This is a genomic window from Rhodopseudomonas infernalis (genome assembly GCF_022271405.1).
Lineage (GTDB): Bacteria > Pseudomonadota > Alphaproteobacteria > Rhizobiales > Xanthobacteraceae > Rhodopseudomonas > Rhodopseudomonas infernalis.
Genome location: NZ_JAJNAL010000009.1, coordinates 40,822 through 57,609, shown reverse-complemented (window position 1 = coordinate 57,609; position 16,788 = coordinate 40,822). Strand labels below are relative to the sequence as shown.

General features: G+C 67.1%; 14 protein-coding genes. 3 read left to right on the top strand and 11 right to left on the bottom strand.

The window, feature by feature from the left end:
* Positions 1 to 253: 253 nt before the first annotated feature.
* Positions 254 to 1,168: a PepSY-associated TM helix domain-containing protein gene (locus tag LPW26_RS08510; RefSeq protein WP_238734235.1), complete on the top strand. Its 915-nt coding sequence runs from the start codon at positions 254 to 256 to the stop codon at positions 1,166 to 1,168.
* Between the two features lie 120 nt (positions 1,169 to 1,288).
* Positions 1,289 to 1,699, top strand: coding sequence for a flagellar basal body rod protein FlgC (locus tag LPW26_RS08505; RefSeq protein ID WP_238734231.1), 411 nt, complete (start codon positions 1,289 to 1,291; stop codon positions 1,697 to 1,699).
* A 74-nt stretch (positions 1,700 to 1,773) separates the two neighbouring features.
* On the opposite strand, the gene LPW26_RS08500 is transcribed toward LPW26_RS08505, so the two are convergent.
* The 7 genes from LPW26_RS08500 to LPW26_RS08470 all read right to left on the bottom strand — a co-directional run bounded on the left by LPW26_RS08500 (position 1,774) and on the right by LPW26_RS08470 (position 10,035).
* Positions 1,774 to 2,829, bottom strand: coding sequence for an ABC transporter ATP-binding protein (locus tag LPW26_RS08500; RefSeq protein WP_238734228.1), 1,056 nt, complete (start codon positions 2,827 to 2,829; stop codon positions 1,774 to 1,776).
* Positions 2,826 to 3,824: an ABC transporter ATP-binding protein gene (locus LPW26_RS08495; RefSeq protein ID WP_238734227.1), complete on the bottom strand. Its 999-nt coding sequence runs from the start codon at positions 3,822 to 3,824 to the stop codon at positions 2,826 to 2,828. Before LPW26_RS08495 ends, LPW26_RS08500 begins: the two co-directional genes overlap by 4 nt.
* A gap of 2 nt (positions 3,825 to 3,826) precedes the next feature.
* The gene (locus tag LPW26_RS08490) at positions 3,827 to 4,738 is read right to left on the bottom strand and encodes an ABC transporter permease (protein ID WP_238734226.1); all 912 of its coding nucleotides are present in this window, start codon (positions 4,736 to 4,738) and stop codon (positions 3,827 to 3,829) included.
* Positions 4,735 to 5,715 (bottom strand): ABC transporter permease, encoded by a 981-nt coding sequence (locus LPW26_RS08485; protein ID WP_238734225.1) that lies wholly within the window; start codon positions 5,713 to 5,715, stop codon positions 4,735 to 4,737. Before LPW26_RS08485 ends, LPW26_RS08490 begins: the two co-directional genes overlap by 4 nt.
* A 24-nt stretch (positions 5,716 to 5,739) precedes the next feature.
* Positions 5,740 to 7,341, bottom strand: coding sequence for an ABC transporter substrate-binding protein (locus LPW26_RS08480; protein WP_238734224.1), 1,602 nt, complete (start codon positions 7,339 to 7,341; stop codon positions 5,740 to 5,742).
* Between the two features lie 91 nt (positions 7,342 to 7,432).
* Positions 7,433 to 8,395, bottom strand: coding sequence for a CobW family GTP-binding protein (locus tag LPW26_RS08475; RefSeq protein WP_238734223.1), 963 nt, complete (start codon positions 8,393 to 8,395; stop codon positions 7,433 to 7,435).
* Positions 8,392 to 10,035, bottom strand: a complete 1,644-nt coding sequence (locus tag LPW26_RS08470) for an amidohydrolase (protein WP_238734222.1) — start codon at positions 10,033 to 10,035, stop codon at positions 8,392 to 8,394. The genes LPW26_RS08475 and LPW26_RS08470 overlap by 4 nt, the downstream gene beginning before the upstream one ends.
* 202 nt (positions 10,036 to 10,237) lie before the next feature.
* On the opposite strand from LPW26_RS08470, the gene pdxR reads away from it, so the two are divergent.
* Positions 10,238 to 11,806 carry a MocR-like pyridoxine biosynthesis transcription factor PdxR gene (gene pdxR, locus LPW26_RS08465; RefSeq protein WP_319942169.1) on the top strand — a complete coding sequence of 523 codons (1,569 nt, stop codon included), beginning with the start codon at positions 10,238 to 10,240 and terminating at the stop codon, positions 11,804 to 11,806.
* A gap of 11 nt (positions 11,807 to 11,817) precedes the next feature.
* Here the strand turns inward: pdxR and LPW26_RS08460 are convergent, their stop codons facing one another.
* Genes LPW26_RS08460 through LPW26_RS08445 form a run of 4 tightly spaced genes read right to left on the bottom strand, consistent with a single transcriptional unit; the run spans position 11,818 to position 16,696 of the window.
* A complete protein-coding gene (locus LPW26_RS08460; protein ID WP_238734220.1) occupies positions 11,818 to 13,026 on the bottom strand; it encodes an ABC transporter substrate-binding protein in 1,209 nt (402 codons plus the stop codon).
* A 19-nt stretch (positions 13,027 to 13,045) separates the two neighbouring features.
* The gene (locus LPW26_RS08455; protein ID WP_238734218.1) at positions 13,046 to 14,086 is read right to left on the bottom strand and encodes a zinc-binding dehydrogenase; all 1,041 of its coding nucleotides are present in this window, start codon (positions 14,084 to 14,086) and stop codon (positions 13,046 to 13,048) included.
* A gap of 33 nt (positions 14,087 to 14,119) precedes the next feature.
* A complete protein-coding gene (locus tag LPW26_RS08450) occupies positions 14,120 to 15,868 on the bottom strand; it encodes a thiamine pyrophosphate-binding protein (protein WP_238734216.1) in 1,749 nt (582 codons plus the stop codon).
* A 39-nt stretch (positions 15,869 to 15,907) separates the two neighbouring features.
* A complete protein-coding gene (locus LPW26_RS08445; protein WP_238734215.1) occupies positions 15,908 to 16,696 on the bottom strand; it encodes an SDR family NAD(P)-dependent oxidoreductase in 789 nt (262 codons plus the stop codon).
* Positions 16,697 to 16,788 lie beyond the last annotated feature (92 nt).

Below are 16,788 nucleotides of genomic sequence, written 5' to 3'. Positions count from 1 at the left end.
GCGCTCCAACCGCGTAGCTCGGCACGCTCGTATCGAAAACGCTCCCCTGATTCGCGGTCGGACTGCGTGGCGCCGCCCCGGTCGGACCATGAGGATGCGGTCGGATGCTCTCGCCGGACGTCGTTTGTCACGCAACCGACAGCTTGGAAGGTCTAAGCAGCCCTGATGGTGGACCGCTGCCGACCGGTCGCGCGACCAAGCTCTGCCATGACAAGGCGGGCGCCCGAGCCTGCCGCTCCGATTGGAATTCCCGATGAACAACGTTCTTCTGCTCAAACTCCACCGCTGGATCACTTTCGTGTTCGCGCTGCCGCTGATCGCGCTGATCCTCACCGGCCTGATCCTGTCGGTGGAGCCGATCATCCAAAGCCGCGGGCTGCCCGCCGGCATGGCGGATGGCGATCGCATTGCCGGCCTGTTGCAACGCTACGATCCCGCCGGCAAGGCGCGCGGTCTCGCGATCAACGCCAGCGGACAACAGATGCGCCTGATGGGTGTCGGCGCGCCGACGATCGACCTCACCACCGGCAACGCCGCCGCCGCGCCGGACCGGCTCGGCGAGCTGATGCTGTGGGCGCGGCGCACCCACGAGCATCTGCTCGGCTACGACTGGCTGGTGATCGGATCGACCGTCGCAATGCTGGTGATCATGGGGATCGGCATCCTGATGGGCCTGCCGCGGCTGCGCAACAGCCTCGCCGGCTGGCACAAGGGCGCCGCCTGGTTCACGCTGCCGCTGCTGCTGCTCAGCCCGATCACCGGGCTTTTCATGGCGTTCGGCTGGACGCTAACCGGTCCGCCATCGCCGCCGCTGAGGCCGTCGCTGCCGCTCGCCGACGCGGTGCGCACACTCGCACAACAGCATGATGTGGCGCATCTGGCGATGCTGTCGCAACGCGGTCAGCGGATGATCGCGCGGATTTATGAAGACGGCGAGCTGCGCGCCTACAGCTTCACGGCCGACGGCCTCGCACCGCTGCCGCGCAACTGGCCGCGGCTGCTCCACGAAGGCAATTGGTCGGCGCTGATCTCCGGCCCCCTCAACGTCATCGTCTCGGTCATACTGGCCGGCCTGCTGATGACCGGACTGCTGCTGTGGGCACGCCGCAAGCTGCGCCGGCGGCCTGAACGCCCGGCCCGCGCGACGCCCGCGACCGGCACCGCCTGAGGGCGCGGCCAATCGCTAAGGCCGGGTTAATTCGACAGGCCCACTTCGCGGCCCAAGGTGAACGGATCGTTCTGTGCTGCGGACGTTAAGTGCCGGCAGCTTCACCGCCGCGAGCGCGCCATGTCCAGTATCTCGTCGATCGCCGTGTCCGGCCTCAACGCCGCGACCCGGCGCCTGGAAGTCTCGGCCAGCAACATCGCCAATCAGCAATCGACCGGCGCGTTGCCGGGGCCCAACGGCAGCCTGCCGCCCGGTGCGCCGCAGCCCTATCGGCCGCTGCAGGTGAATCAGACCGCCGTCCCCGGCGGCGGCACCCAGACCAGCGTGACAACGACTTCGCCCGCCACCGTCCCGGTCTCCGATCCGCAGGCGCCGTTTGCCAATGCGGACGGCCTGGTGGCGGCGCCGAATGTCGACCTGGCGCAGGAGTTCATCGGCCAGATGGTCGCGAAGTACAGCTACGCGGCCAACCTCGCGACGCTGAAAGCCGACCGCGACATGAGCAAGGCCCTGCTCGACGCGACGGCTTGAATCGTCAATCTGGATTGCTTCGCTTCGCTCGCAATGACGGCCGGCCGACGCTCGACCGAAACTACGGCTTTGAACTACTCGATCGGCCCGTTCGCCACGCGCGGCGTGAAGTCCGGGACGCCGAGATCGTCCTTGCGGTGGCAGGCGACGTAGTGATCGGGGCCGGTGGCGTCGAGGAACGGCAGATCTTCGCGGCAGCGTTCGATCACGAACGGGCAGCGGCCGGCGAAGCGGCAGCCGGGCGGCGGGTCGACCGGTGACGGCGGTTCGCCCTTCACCAGGTACTTCGCCTTGAGTTCGTCGCGCAGCGGACCCGGCGGCACCGCCGCCGACACCAGCGACCACGTGTAAGGATGACGCGGCGCGGTGAACAGCGTCGAGGCCGGCGCCTGTTCGACCACCTTGCCGAGATACATCACGGCGATCTCGTCGCAGAATTGCTGAATGACGCCGAGATCGTGCGAGATGAAGATGTAGGTCAGTCCGCGCTCGCGCTGCAGCTTCTTCAACAGGTTCAGGATCTGCGCCTGGATCGCGACGTCGAGCGCCGAGACGGCCTCGTCGCAGACGATCATTTCGGGCTCGGGCGCCAGCGCTCGGGCGATGCACAGCCGCTGCCGCTGCCCGCCGGAGAACTGGTGCGGAAACAGATCGGCGGCTTCGGGCGGCAGGCCGACTTCGGCCAAGAGCTGTTTGACCCGCGCATCGCGCTCGCTGCGGGTGCCGATGTTCAAGAGGTCGAGCGGCTCGCGGATCTGGTCGCCGGCGCGGCGGCGCGGATCGAGCGCCGAGAACGGATCCTGGAACACGATCTGCACATGCTTGCGCACCTGCCGCAGCGCCTCGCCGGTGAGCGGCATGATGTCTTCGCCGCGAAACACGATCTGGCCGGAGGTCGACGGCACCAGCCGCATGATCGCCTGCGCGGTGGTGGACTTGCCGGAGCCGCTCTCGCCGACGATGCCGAACGTGGTGCCGCGCTTGACGCGGAAGCTGACGCCGTCGACGGCGTGGACGAAGGACGGCTTGCCCCACGGGCGCTTCCGCCCGGTGCGGAAATGCACCACGAGGTCGTTGACGTCGAGCAGGATCGGATCGCCGCCCGGCGGATTGGGGCGCTGATGCATCATGCGGCGATCTCCTCGGCGCGCCAGCACGACACCGTGTGGCCGGGCGCGATGGCGCCGAGCGGCGGCTGCGGCCGCGACCGGCAGACCTCGCGGACGTTGGCGCAGCGAGCCAGGAAGGCACAATCCGGCCCGCGCTGGCCGAGCGACGGCACCATGCCGGGGATCTCGCCGAGATCGACCCACTCGGCCGGCTTGGCGACGCCGACCGCCAGATGTGGCACGCAGCCGAGCAGCCCGCGCGTGTAGGGATGGCGCGGCGTCGCGGCGAGCTGCTGCGACGGGCCGGTCTCGATGCAGCGGCCGGCATACAGCACGGCGATATCGTCGGCGAGTTCGGCGACGGCGCCGAGATCGTGGGTGATCAGCACGATCGCGGTCTCGGTCTCGTCCTGCAGCTTGGCCAAGAGATCGAAGATCTGCGCCTGCACGGTGACGTCGAGCGCGGTGGTCGGCTCGTCGGCGATCAAGAGCTTCGGCCTGCAGGCCAGCGCCATCGCGATCATCACCCGCTGCCGCATGCCGCCCGACATCTGGTGCGGATAGGCCTTGGCGCGCTGCTCGGCGGCCGGGATCTGCACCGCCTTGAGAAACTGCACCGCCTGCTCGGTCGCATCCTTGCGGCTCATGCGGCGGTGATAATACAGCACCTCGGCGATCTGATCGCCGACGGTGTAGAGCGGGTTAAGCGCGGTCATCGGCTCCTGGAACACCATCGACACCGCGTCGCCGCGGAGCGCACGCATCCGCCGGTTCCGCGCTGTCAGCAGATCCTCGCCTTCGAGCAGGATACGGCCGCCGGTGACGACAAAACCTTCCGGCAGCAGCCGCATGATCGCCAGCGCGGTCATGCTTTTGCCGCAGCCGCTCTCGCCGACCAGCGCGATCGTCCGCCCCTTGTCGATGGTGAACGACAGATTCTCCAGCACCGGCACCAGATCGCCGCGGCGATCGGTCATGCTGACGCTGAGGTTGTCGACTTCGAGCACCGGCGCCATCATCACCTCCGTCGCAGCCGCGGATTGACCGCATCGTTGACGCCGTCGCCCACCAGGCTGATCGCCAGCACCGACAGGAAGATCGCGGCGCCAGGAAATGTCACCGCCCACCAGGCGTCGAGCACGTAGTTACGGTTCTGTCCGATCATCAGGCCCCAGCTCATCGTGTTGGGATCGCCGAGGCCGAGGAAGCTGAGGCCGCCTTCGAACAGGATCGCGACGCCGATCGCCAGCGTCGCCGACACGATGATCGGCGGCAGCGCGTTCGGCAGCACCACCCGCAGGATGAGGTGCAGATTGCCGGCGCCGGCGGCGCGCGATGCCTTGATGAAATCGAGATCGCGCAGCCGCATGAACTCGGCGCGCGTCAGCCGCGCCGCCGACGTCCAGCTCACCGCGCCGATCGCCAGCGTGATCGTGGTCAGCTTCGGCCCGAACAGAGTCACCAGCACCATGGCGAACAGCAGCGGAGGCAGCACCTGGAAGAACTCGGCGATCTTGACCAGCAGGCTGTCGATCCAGCCGCCGAAGAAGCCCGCCAGCGCGCCGACCGTGACGCCGATCGCGATGGTGATCAGCGCCGCGACCGCGCCGACCGTCAGCGTCGCGCGACCGCCATGGACCAGGCCGGCCAGCACGTCGCGGCCGAGATAATCGGTGCCGAGCCAGGCATCGGCGGATGGCGGCGTGAACGGCAGGCCGACGATCTCCAGCGGATCGATCGAGTACACCCACGGTCCCAGCACCGTCATTGCCACCAGCACGATCAGCAGCACCGCGCCGGCGACACCGGACGGGCTCTTCATGAACTGGCGGAACGCGGCTCTTGCGGGCGACACCGCCGGCGTTGCCGGCAACAGCAACGCTGCAGACGTGGGCGGAGGCGCGATCAGGGTCTGGTCGAGCGTGCTCATCGGGCCCCCGCGCGGATCCGTGGATCGATCAGGCGATATACTAGATCGGTGATGATGTTGGCAGCGATGACCATCACGGCCGAGAAGAACAGCACCGCCATCAGGGTCGGATAGTCGCGCCGCAGGATCGAGTCGAACACCAGCCGCCCCATGCCGGGCCAGCTGAACACCGTCTCGACCAGCACAGCGCCGGCGAACAGATTGCCGAACTGCAGCCCGACCACCGTGACGATCGGGATCAGCGCATTGCGCAGCGCGTGCTTGAAGATCACCACGCTTTCCGGCAGGCCCTTGGCGCGCGCGGTGCGGACATAGTCGGCCGACAGCACGTCGATCATGTTGACGCGCGACAGCCGCGAGTATTGCGCGATGAACACCAGCGCCAGCGTCAGCGACGGCAGCACCAGATGGGTGGCGACGTCGAGCACATAGGCGAAGCCGCTTTTCGGATTGACCACGTCGGCCATGCCGTTGACCGGCAGCACCGGCCATACCGAGCCGAACAGCAGCAGCAGCATCAGCCCGGTCCAGAACACCGGAGCCGCGTAGCCGGCCAGCGACAGCACGGTGACGCCGTGGCTGAGCAGGCCGTTGGGGCGCCGCGCGCTGACCACGCCGAGCAGCGTGCCGATCATCACCGCGGCGAACAGTGAGGACAATGCGAGATACAGAGAGGCCGGCAGGCGCTGGGCGATCAGGCCCAGCACCGGCTGGTTGAAGTAGTAGGAGTAACCGAAATCGCCGTGCAGCACCTTGCCGAGATACGTGAACAGCTGCGTCAGCAGGCTCTGATCGAGGCCGTATTTGGCGCGCAGCTCGGCGATGACTTCAGCCGACGCCCCACCCATCTCGCCGGCGATCACCTGCACCGGATCGCCCGGGGCAAGATGGATCAGGCAGAAATTCAGCACCAGCACCGCGAGCAGCAGCGCCGCGGCGTTGGCGAGTTTTCCGAACAGATGGGTGAGAAGCGTCATGTGGCTCGTCCGCGCTCTGCTTGATCAGGTCTTCGGCGGCGTTGCCCAGTACACTTCGTCGAGCGGCGAGACGACACCCCAGATCGTCGTCGGCAGCCCGCCGAGGCCCTTGGCGAAGGCACTGCGGAACGGAACGGCGTTGATGAAGAAGATCGGCACCTCGTCGACGACGATCTTCTGGAATTCCGAATACAACGCCTTGCGCTTCTCGGGCGAGGTCTCGACCGCCGCCTTGCCGAGGAGCTCGTCGACCTTCGGGTTGGAATATTGCTGGGTGTTCGACCAGATGATGCCCTTGCGGATGTTCGACGTCAGGTAGGTGCGGTCGACGCCGATCACCGGATCGGCCCAGTTGTAGACCGAGTCCATCGTCAGATCGAAATCGAAGTTCGACACCCGCTGCGCCCAGGTCGGGAAGTCGGGCGCGGCGCGGACCTCGAGGGTGAGGCCGACGCGCTTCAGCGCCGAGCGCATGTATTCGGCGACGTTGCGCTGCTGCTCGTCATTGCCCGGCAGATAGTCGATCGTCAGCGTGGCGCGGACACCGTTGCCGTCCGGCTTCAGCCCGGCTTCGTCGAGCAGCTTGTTGGCCTTGGCGACGTCGAATTTGTACTGCTCGACGTTCTTCTCTTCGAGCGGCGAGCCCGGTGCGATCGGGCCGATCGACGGCATCGCCTTGCCGCCCATCAGCTTGCTGACGATGAAGTCGCGGTTCGCCGCATAGGCGATCGCCTTGCGGACGCGGACGTCGTCGAGCGGCTTCTTCTTGGTGTTGAAGGCGAGCCAGTTGAGCGCGCCGAGGCCGGCGAAGCCCTTGTCGATCACCACGAGATCCTTCGACTTCTCGAGACGGTCGATGTCGCGCACGCCGGACAGGAACGGCAGCGCGTGCACTTCGCCGCGTTCGGTCGAGACCATCAGGGCGTTCGGATCGGAGATCAGCCGCACCACGATCTTGTCGAGCTTCGGCCGGCCCGGGATGAAGAACTTGTCGAACTTCTCCAGCGTGTAGTAATCGCCCTGCTTGTATTCGCCGAGCTTGTAGGGACCGGAGCCGACCGGCTTGAGATTGGCCGGGTGGGTCTTGACGTCCTGGCCGTCGCCATAGACGTGCTTGGGCAGGATCGGCATCAGCGCCGGCGACATCGCCAGCAGCAGCGCGGGATGCGGGTGCGCCAGCTTGATCACCGCGGTCTTGGGATCGGGCGTCTCGACGCTATCGACCGCGGCCAGCATCGTCTTGAACGGATGGTTGGCCTTGATGGTCATGATCGAGAACGCGACGTCCTCCGAGGTGACAGGCTTGCCGTCGTGGAACACCGCGTCGTCGACCAGCTTCAGCGTGATCGACAGCCCGTCCGGCGCGACCTCCCACGACTTGGCGAGATAAGGCTGCGGTTGCCAGTTGTCGTCGAAGCGCAGCGGGCTGGCGAATATCTGCGTGCTCGGCAGCGCCGTGGCGATGCCGGACTGCACCGCGCCGTTGAAGTGACGCGGCACCTGCGTCGAACCGATCACCAGCGTGCCGCCGCTGCCGGCGGACTGCGCGCGGGTTTCGAACGGCAGTCCCATCAGGGCGGCGCCCCCGAGAGCGCCGATAACAAAGGATCGCTTCGTCAACTTCATCGATTTGAACTCCGGCATGAGGGTTCGAGACTACCAGCCATCGGCACGCAAGCGCTGCGCATCGACGAGACGAGACAACAGGGCGCGGCGCTCACGCCGCGGCTCCGGCCGCGAGCGCGCGGTCGAGGATCGCATCCAGGACGGCCGGCTCCGGCAGAGCGGCGGTGCCGACGCCGACCAGCACGATCCCCGCCGGCTCAGTGCGATCGGTCGCCGACGGAGCAGCCGCCGGCGACAGCGACCATACACCTTCGACCATCTGAAACACCTGCGCGGCGTCCTCGCCGTCGAGCCGGCACGAGCCCTTCAGCCGCAGCAATTCGGGCGGCAGCGCCGCCACTGCGCCGGCGATCCGGGCGCGATCGAAGGTGCCGTCGCGGCGATACGCGAAGCTGCGGAAGCTGGCGCCGTGATCGGAGGCCGCCGGCGAATCCGCCCGGAATGCGGAGGCTTTCGCCGGCGCATCCAGCGACGCGAGCGTCGGCATCGTGCCGGGCGCGGTCTCGACGATCCGAAGGCCGGGACGCAGCGTCCGCACCGCCGCATGCGCAGCGGTCAGGGCCGCGGCGTCGACCAGATCGGTCTTGCTCAACAGCGCGACGTCGCAGCGCTCGAACTGGCTGCGCACGGTGGCGCCGACACGCGCATCGTCGATCAGCGCGGCGATCCGGCTGGCATCGGCCAGCACGATCACGCGGTCGAGCCGCAGCGTCGGTTCGATCAGCGCGATCTCGGCGATCTTCCACGGGTCGCCGACGCCGGAGGCCTCGATCACGATGCGCTCGAACGGCACTTCGGCATCGAGCACCTTGCACATCGTTTCGATGAAGCTGGTGCCGATGCTGCAGCAGATGCAGCCGTTGGTGAGCGTCATGGTGGTGCCGTCATGGCCCTGGATCAGCGCCGCGTCGACGTTGATCTCGCCGAAATCGTTAACCAGCACCGCGGTCCGTGGTCCGCCGCCGGCCAGCAGATGATTGACGAACGTGGTCTTGCCAGCGCCGAGGAAGCCGCCGATCACCGTGACTGGAATGGTCGCGGTCGCTTTCCTCATGCGCGGGGCGCCTCCCGGACGACGCCACCGACCACGGTACCCCAGATCGCGACGTCCTTCAGCTTCTCCGGCGCCACGCTCAGCGGATCGTCTTCCAGCACGGCGAAGTCGGCGTATTTGCCGGTCTCGATGCTGCCGACCAGATGATCCAACTTCAACGTGTAGGCGGCATCGACCGTGATGGCGGCGAGCGCCTGCTCGACGGTGAGCGCCTCGGTGTCGCGGCCGAGCACACGGCCACCCGAGGTCACGCGATTGACCGCGCACCAGGCGGTGAACAGCGGCGCCAGCGGCGTCACCGGCGCGTCCGAATGGATCGCGAACGGCACGCCGATGCGGCGCGCGGTGCCGGTGGCGTCAATCCGCGATGCGCGCTCCGGCCCCATGGTGAGTTCGTAATGCGCATCGCCCCAGTAGTAGATGTGGTTGGCGAACAGATTGGCGCAGACACCGAGATTTTTCATGCGCCGGAACTGCGCCGCATCCGCCATCTGGCAATGCTGCAAGGTGTGACGATGATCCGGCCGCGGCGCCGCGATCTGCGCCGCCTCGATGGCGTCGAGCGCCGCTTCGGTCGCCTCGTCGCCATTGGTGTGGATGTGGAGCTGGGCGCCGGCGCGGTGATACTTGTCGACCAGCCGCGGCAGTTCCTCGGGCGCGATGTACCACAGGCCGTTGGCGGCGCCGTTGTGATAGCCGGGCCAGCGCAGCCGCGCGGTGAAGCCCTGGATCGAACCGTCAACCACCAGCTTGACGATGCCGTAGTGCAGCTTGGGATTGGCGTGCGCGCGCAGCGCCTCGAGCTTGGCGATCGCCTGCTCGGGCGTGTGCGACACTGCGGCGAGCGCCGGCACCAGGCGGACGCTGAAATCGTCCTGGCTGGCGACGCTGCGATATACCTCGATGGTCGGATCGTTGAGGTCGTTGTGCAGGTCGGTGACGGTGGTGACGCCCTGCACGCAGGACGATGCCGCGTAGCGCCGCACGTCGGCCTCGGTGATGGTGCCGGCCAGCGGGTTGTGGCCGAGCGCGCGGAACAGCCGCATCCGCGCCGGGATGCCCTGCAGTTCACCACTGGCGAGTCCGTCGGCACCGGCGACGACGCCCGAAATGTCGGTCGCGCGCAGCAGGTCGGCGAGTTCGAGCGTCGCGGTGTTGACGTTGTTGATATGAAACGACGCGTGGACCACCAGCACCGGCCGCTTGGTCGAGACGCGGTCGAGATCCTGCCGAGTCAGCATCTTGCCGCCGATATGCAGCGGATCGAAGCCCCAGGCATACAGCGGCGTGGCGTCATCCGGCATCGCGGCTTCGGCTTGCTGCAACCGCGAAACGATCGACTCGATATCCGGCACGCCGGCGACCACTTTGCCTTCCGGCGAACGTCGATCGAACGCGCCGACATAAGGCTGCTTCCACATCAGGCCTTCCATGATGTGGGCGTGGCCTTCGACGAAGCCCGGCATCAGCACCTTGTCGGCGAAGCGATTATCGAGCCGCGCGCCATTCACGCACAACTCATCGGCCGAGCCCGTCGCGACGATCCGCCCATCACGCACTGCAACATGCGTCGCGACCGGACGCATCGGATTCATCGTGATGATCTTGCGGGCCGAATAAACGACGGTGTCCTGATTCACGCTGCTGAGCCTTTCGAACTTACAGTTGCAAGCGTGAAGCGATCGACCGGACCGCACTAGCGCCAGATGGCCCGGACGAATGGAGCCAGCACCTATCCGCCCAGCGCCGGGCTCGATGGCAGACTTCTTGCTTCTTGGTTTCAAACAAACATACTTGGATTCCGCCCGTCGGGATCCGCCCGCGTTGAGTAGGTTATATCGTTTGGGAAAGCTCGCACAGCTCACTTACCCGCATGCGCCGCAAGGCGGCGCGCATGATCATTCGGCAAATGCCGCCTCATTAGGCAACAGCGACACGCTGTTCTGGGGCGCGTTGTTCCGTGGGATGGATCGCGGCGGCTCGTTTCTGCAATTGCAAATCCGCCAGATCATCGTCACCGCGATCGAAGACGGCCGGCTGCCGCTCGGCATGCGGATGCCGTCGAGCCGCGATCTCGCCGCGGTGCTGAAAGTGTCGCGCAACACCGTGGTGATCGCCTACGAGCAGCTGGTCGACCAGAACTTCCTCGTGTCGCGGCAGCGCAGCGGTTACTTCGTCGCCGGCCTGTCCAAGAAGATCGCCACCGGCGCCGAGCCGGCGGAAGCCGCCAGCCGCGACGATGCGCATTGGGCCGCGCGCTACGCGGTGCAGCCATCGGCGCACCGCAACATCGTCAAGCCGGCCGACTGGCAGGCGCAACCCTATCCGTTCATTTTCGGTCAGTTCGATCCGAGCCTGTTCCCGACCAACGACTGGCGCGAGTCCGCGCGCGCGGCGCTCAGCGTTCCGGAGATCAACAACTGGGCGCGGGACCTGATCGACGGCGACGATCCGGCCCTGATCGAACAATTGCAGCTGCAGGTTCTCCCTCGCCGCGGCATTCACGCCCGCTCCGACGAGATCATGATGACGATCGGCGCGCAGCACGCGCTGTATCTGATCGCCACGCTCTTCATCAACGACCGGACCCGCGTCGGCATCGAGGAGCCGGGCTATCCGGACGCGCGCAACATCTTTCGGATGCTGACGCCGGACGTGCAGCCGCTACGTTCCGACGCGCAAGGCCTGCTGCCGGACGAGACGTTCCAGAGCTGCGCACTGGCTTACGTCACCGCCAGCCATCAATGCCCGACCGCCACGGTGATGCCGCTGCAGCGCCGGCTCGAACTGCTGAAGGCCGCCGAGACCGGTGACGTCGTACTGGTCGAGGACGACTACGAAGGCGAGCTGATGCCGGAGGCGTCGACGCTACCGCCGCTGAAGAGTCTCGATCACGCCAGCAACGTGCTCTATGTCGGCAGCCTGTCGAAGGCGCTCGCGCCGGGGCTGCGGCTCGGCTACGTGGTGGCGCCGGCGCCGGTGATCCGCGAACTTCGCGCGCTGCGCCGGCTGATGCTGCGCCACCCGCCGCTCAACAATCAGCGCGTCGCCGCACTGTTTATCGGCCTCGGCCATTATCGCTCGCACCTGCAGCAGGTCGGCCGCGTGCTGCTGGAGCGCGCCCGGATGCTCGACCGGCTGCTGCCGCAACATCTGCCGGATTGCACGTTCTCGCGCGGCCCGGGCAGCACCAACTACTGGATCGCCTGCCCGCCCGGCACCGACACCACCGCGCTGGCGCGCGAGGCGCTGGCGCAGGGCGTGGTGATCGAGCCCGGCGCGGTGTTCTCGATGGACGAGACGGCGAGCCGGCACTGCTTCCGGCTCGGCTTCTCGTCGATCCGCACCGACCGCATCGAAGTCGGCATCCGGCGCCTCGGCGAAGTGATCGCGCGGCATCTCGGCCGTTAGCGCCCCCTCGACTACGCGCTGAGCACGTCGCCGAACCGCATCCAGGCCTTGCCGTCCCATTTCTGCAACTGAACCTGCGTCAGCGGCCGGTAATTGGTCGGACTGGTGTTGACCCGGATGCCGGGCAGCAGCGTCGGCAGCTCGACGTCTTTCAGATTGGTCGCCTGCGCCATGATGTTCTCGCGCGTGCAAGTGTCGCCGCACTGCGTCAGCACCTTCACCAGCGCCGACGCCACCGTGTAGGCGTACAGATTGTAGAAGTCGTCCTTGTTGCCTTCGGGGAAGTCGCTCTGCATGAAGGCGAGGAAATCCTTGATGCCCTGGTCGTCCTTCCAGCTCGGATCGGCGACGTCCTTGAGATAGGCCGACGAGATCACGCCGACCGCGTTCTCGGGGCCGGCCGGGCCGATCGTGCCCGCATAGGACGACGAGCCGCCGGTGATGTAGTGGCGAACCTGCCAGCGCGTCTCCGCGACCTTGCGGATCGCCTGCGCGGTGAATTTCGCCGTCGTGCCCGAGATCAGCGCGTCCGGCGCCGCAGCGCGGAGCTGAAGGATCTGCGAATCGATCGTGGGGTCCGACGTCTCGTGCGAGAGCATCACGAGCTGGCCGGCCTGCCGGTCGCCGAGCACATCCTTGGCGCCGAGCACGAAATCCTTGCCGAAATCGTCGTTCTGATAGAGCACAGCGAACTTCGCGTCGGGTTTCTCCGACAGCATGTGCTTGACGAAGATCGCGGCCTCGGTGCGCGCGCTGGGCGCGAAGCCGATGCTCCACGGATGGGCCTTGTAGTCGCTCCATTTGTCGCCGTTCACCGACAGGAACAGATGCGGGACTTTCTTGGCGTTGGCGTATTTGACGATCGCCGAGTTGGGAGCGGTGCCGAGATTGCTGAACAGCAGCGCCACCTCGTCGCTCTCGACCAGCTTGCGGGTCTGCTCCACGGTCTTGGCGGGATTGAATGCGTCATCGTAGTAGATGAAATCGATCTTGCGGCCGGCGATGCCGCCGCGATCGTTGATCATCTTGAAATACGCAGCCTGGCAGCGTGCCTGCACCCCATAGGCCGACACCGGGCCGCTCTGCGGCGACGTACTGCCGATGCGGATGCTGGTCGGCGTGATGCCGGTGGTGTCGGCGGCTTGCGCCTTAAATGATGTTGCCACCAGCATCGTGGTGGCGGTGCCGAGCAGAAACCGGCGGCGGTCCATGGCTTTCATTGGGCTCTCCCCCTTGTTGTTATGTGGCCGGTCCCTGACCGGCTCGCACCAGCACCTTGATCAGCGACTTTTCGCTGCGCAGCCGGTCGAAGATCTCGGGTAGTTCATCGAGCTTCACCACGCGCGACACCATCGCGGCGGCGGTGGCGGCGTGGCGCGACAGATAGCGGCCGACGTGATGGAAATCGGCCATGGTGTAGCCGAGCACGAATTTCAGCGTCGCTTCCTTGCGGATCGCCGCCCGCGGCAGCACCCGGTCTTCGGTCATGCAGACGCCGACGATCACGGCCCGGCCGCGCGGCGCCATGATGTCGATGGTCTGCTGCAGAAAGCCGGGCGCGCCGACGCATTCGAACACGATGCCGGGCGAGCCGACGCCGAGCCGGGTCAGCGCCGCCGACAGGCCTTCCGCGACCGGATCGATCACGGCGGCAGCGCCGACCTGCAGCGCACAGGCGCGGCGGTTTGGGTCCGGTTCGCTGACGATCACTTGGGCGGCGCCGGCGTCGAGCGCCATCAGCACCACACTCAGCCCGATCGGCCCGCCGCCGATCACCAGTACGCTGGCGCCCTGCATCGGGCCGCAGACGTCGACCGCATGACGCGCCACCGCAAGCGGCTCCATCAGCGCCCCGTCCTGCAGGCTGACATTGTCCGGCAGCCGGATCGCCTGCGCGGCGCGGATCCGGACGTAGTCGGCATAGGCCCCGGGTAGATCGGGCCGGAAGCCCATGAAGCTGCCGCTGCTGCAGGCCGCATCTGCGCCCCCCTCGCAACGGCCGCCGGCGGCGCAGGTGTCGCACACCCAATACGGATTGGCCGCGACGCGGGCGCCGACCGGCCAGTCGGGCGACGTCGACTGCACCACCACGCCGGTGAATTCATGGCCCATGATGGTGCCGGGCGGCAGCACGCCCGGCGTCTCGGCCGCGTGCAGGTCCGACCCGCAGATGCCGGTGAACGCCACCTCGAGCAGCAGCTCGTCGTCGCCGAGCACCGGCACGGCAACGTCGCGCACGACGAGGCGCTCCCCGGTTTTTTCAAACACCGCCGCCTTCATGACGCCCTCCCCGCTCGCACCGGTTCGCTACGCTCACGCCTGAGGCCGGATCGGGATGTTCTCGTAGTAGGGAATCATGATCTCGCGCTTCTCGTCGCTGATCGTGCCGAGCGCGGCGGTCGTGACCGGATGCACGACGTCCGGATCGATCATGATCTCGATGCAGGACGGCTTGCCCGACGCATAGGCGCGCGCGATCGCAGGTTCGATCTCGGCGAACTCGGTGACGCGCTCGGCATGACATCCGAACGCCGCCGCGATGCTCGCGTAGTTGGTGCCGCGCAGTTCGCTGATCGCGCTGTAGTTGGCGCCGTACATGATCTGCTGGCCGTGGATCGACATGCCCCAGATCTCATTGTTGAGCACGATGGTGCAGATCGGAAGCCGGTGCCGGCTCATCGTGTCGAATTCCTGGATGTGGAAGCCCATCGCGCCGTCGCCGGTGATCTGCATCACGCGCTTGTCCGGATCGACCACCTGCGCGCCGATCGACTGGCCGGGGCCGGTGCCGAGGCAGCCGAGATAGCCGACGCCCTGAACGTGGCCGGGCTTGTCGGCGCGCAGATGAAACGCCGCCCAGCTCGCCGCCTCGCCGCCGTCCAGCACGATCGCGGCGTCGGGGCCGGCGGCGCGGACCGCTGCCTCCGCGGCCCAGAACGGATGCACGCCTTTCGGCGCCTGCTTGTCCGGAAACGCGCTATGCAGCCTGGCCGGCGCCTTGGTCACGGCCTCGATCCACTCAGGCCGCTGCGGCCAGGATTCGGCCGCGGCGGCGGTCCGCAGTGTGGTAATCGCGGCGCCGACATCGGCGACGATCGGCAGTTCGACATGGCGCAGCCGGCCGAGTTCGGCGGCGTCGCTGTGCACCTGAATTAGCCGGGCGTCGGCAGGAAAGAACGCCGTGCTACGGCCGGCGAGACGGAAGCCGAACCGGGTGCCGAGCAGCAGCGCGGCGTCCGGCCGCTGCGCCGACAGCAGCGCCAGATTGCCGACCATCTGACCGTTGAGCGGATGGCTGCTCGGAAACACGCCCATGCCGCGGGTGTTCGACACCACCGGAATCTGCGTCGCCTCGGCCAGCGCCACCAGATCGTCCCGGCAGTCCGAATAGCGCGCCTCGCCGCCGACCACGATTACCGGGCGCTCGCTCGCTTTCAGGATCGCGATCGCCGCCTTGATCTCGTCCGGATGCGGCGCCGGGCGGGGATTGATAGTGAGGCCGTGCGCGGGACGGACATCGTCCTTGTGGGCGCGCATGTGCAGCACGTCGATCGGCAGGTCGAGCAGCACCGCGCCGCGCCGGCCGGTTGTGGCCTTGCGGATCGCGAGCGCGGTGAGATCGGGAATGCGCTCGGTGTTGGTGATGCGGTGCGCGTATTTCACCATCGGCAGCGCGACGGCGATCTGGTCGACGCCGCCCTGCAGCGCGTTGGTCTCGGCCTCGCGCAGCGGCGGCGAGCCGATGATGAACAGCGTCGGAATGCTGTCGAGATGCGCGTTGAGGATCGCCGTCACCGCATTGGTGAAGCCGGGACCGGCGGTGATCACGCAGACGCCGAGCTTGCCGGTGGCGCGGGCATAGCCGTCGGCGGCATGGCCTGCCGAGGATTCGTGCCGGAAGTCGACCAGGCGAATCTCGTTGGCGATGCAGCCGCGATAGAACGACTCGAGATGGCCGCCGTGCAGCGCGAACACGGTGTCGACGCCGGCGTCGCGCAGCGTGCGGGCCAGCAGCTCGCCGCCCTCGAGCCAGTCGCCGGCTGATGAAGTCGCAGCGGACATGGTGTTTTCCTTTGTGGTTGGTTGCACGGGTCGCGGGGCTCAGGGCGCGGGCGTCAGATGCCCCAGGAAATTCGGCTGGCCGGTGCGGGCGGTGACGCCGCCATCGACCGCGAAGTTGACGCCGGTGACGTAGGACGCATCATCCGAGGCCAGGAAGGCGATCGCGCTGGCGATTTCCTCAGGCGCGCCGGGGCGGCCGAGCGGGATCAGGCGGTCGTACTCCGCCATCACGGCGGGCTTGTCGCGCAGCTTCAGCGACAGCGGCGTCGCGATCAGTCCGGGACACACCGCGTTCACGCGGACATGGTCTCGGCTGTAGTCGAGCGCCATGTTGCGGGTGAGATTGACGACGGCGCCCTTCGCCGCGTTATAGGCGGAGAAGCCGTAGTCGCCGGCGAGGCCGGAGATCGAGGCGGTGTTGACGATGTTGCCGCGGGTCTTGATCAGATGCGAGATCGCGGCACGGCTCGCATAGAAGATCGAATCGACGCAGATCCGGAACACGCGGTGCCAGTCGTCCGGCGTCACGTCGGTAATGCGGCCGAACGCGCCCATCCCGGCATTGTTGACCAGAATGTCGAGCCGCCCCTGTTCGCGCGCGGCGGTTTCGATCAGCGCGGCGATCTGCTCGGGCACGGTGACGTCGGCCACCACCGTCGAGATCCGCGCGCTGATATCAGCGAGAGCCTCTGCCTGTCGCGCAAGACCATCCTGATCGATATCGGACAGATAAACGTGAGCGCCTTCGCGCGCGAATCGCGCAGCCGTGGCGGCGCCAATGCCCGACGCCGCAGCCGTGACGACTGCGACCTTGCCGTTGAAACGCATGAGACCGCGTCCTCCCGAGATCTGCGCCGTTGGGCGCAGCATGGCGTTGATCGCCATTTTTGATATAACGCGTTATATGCGTCGCCCGTAAC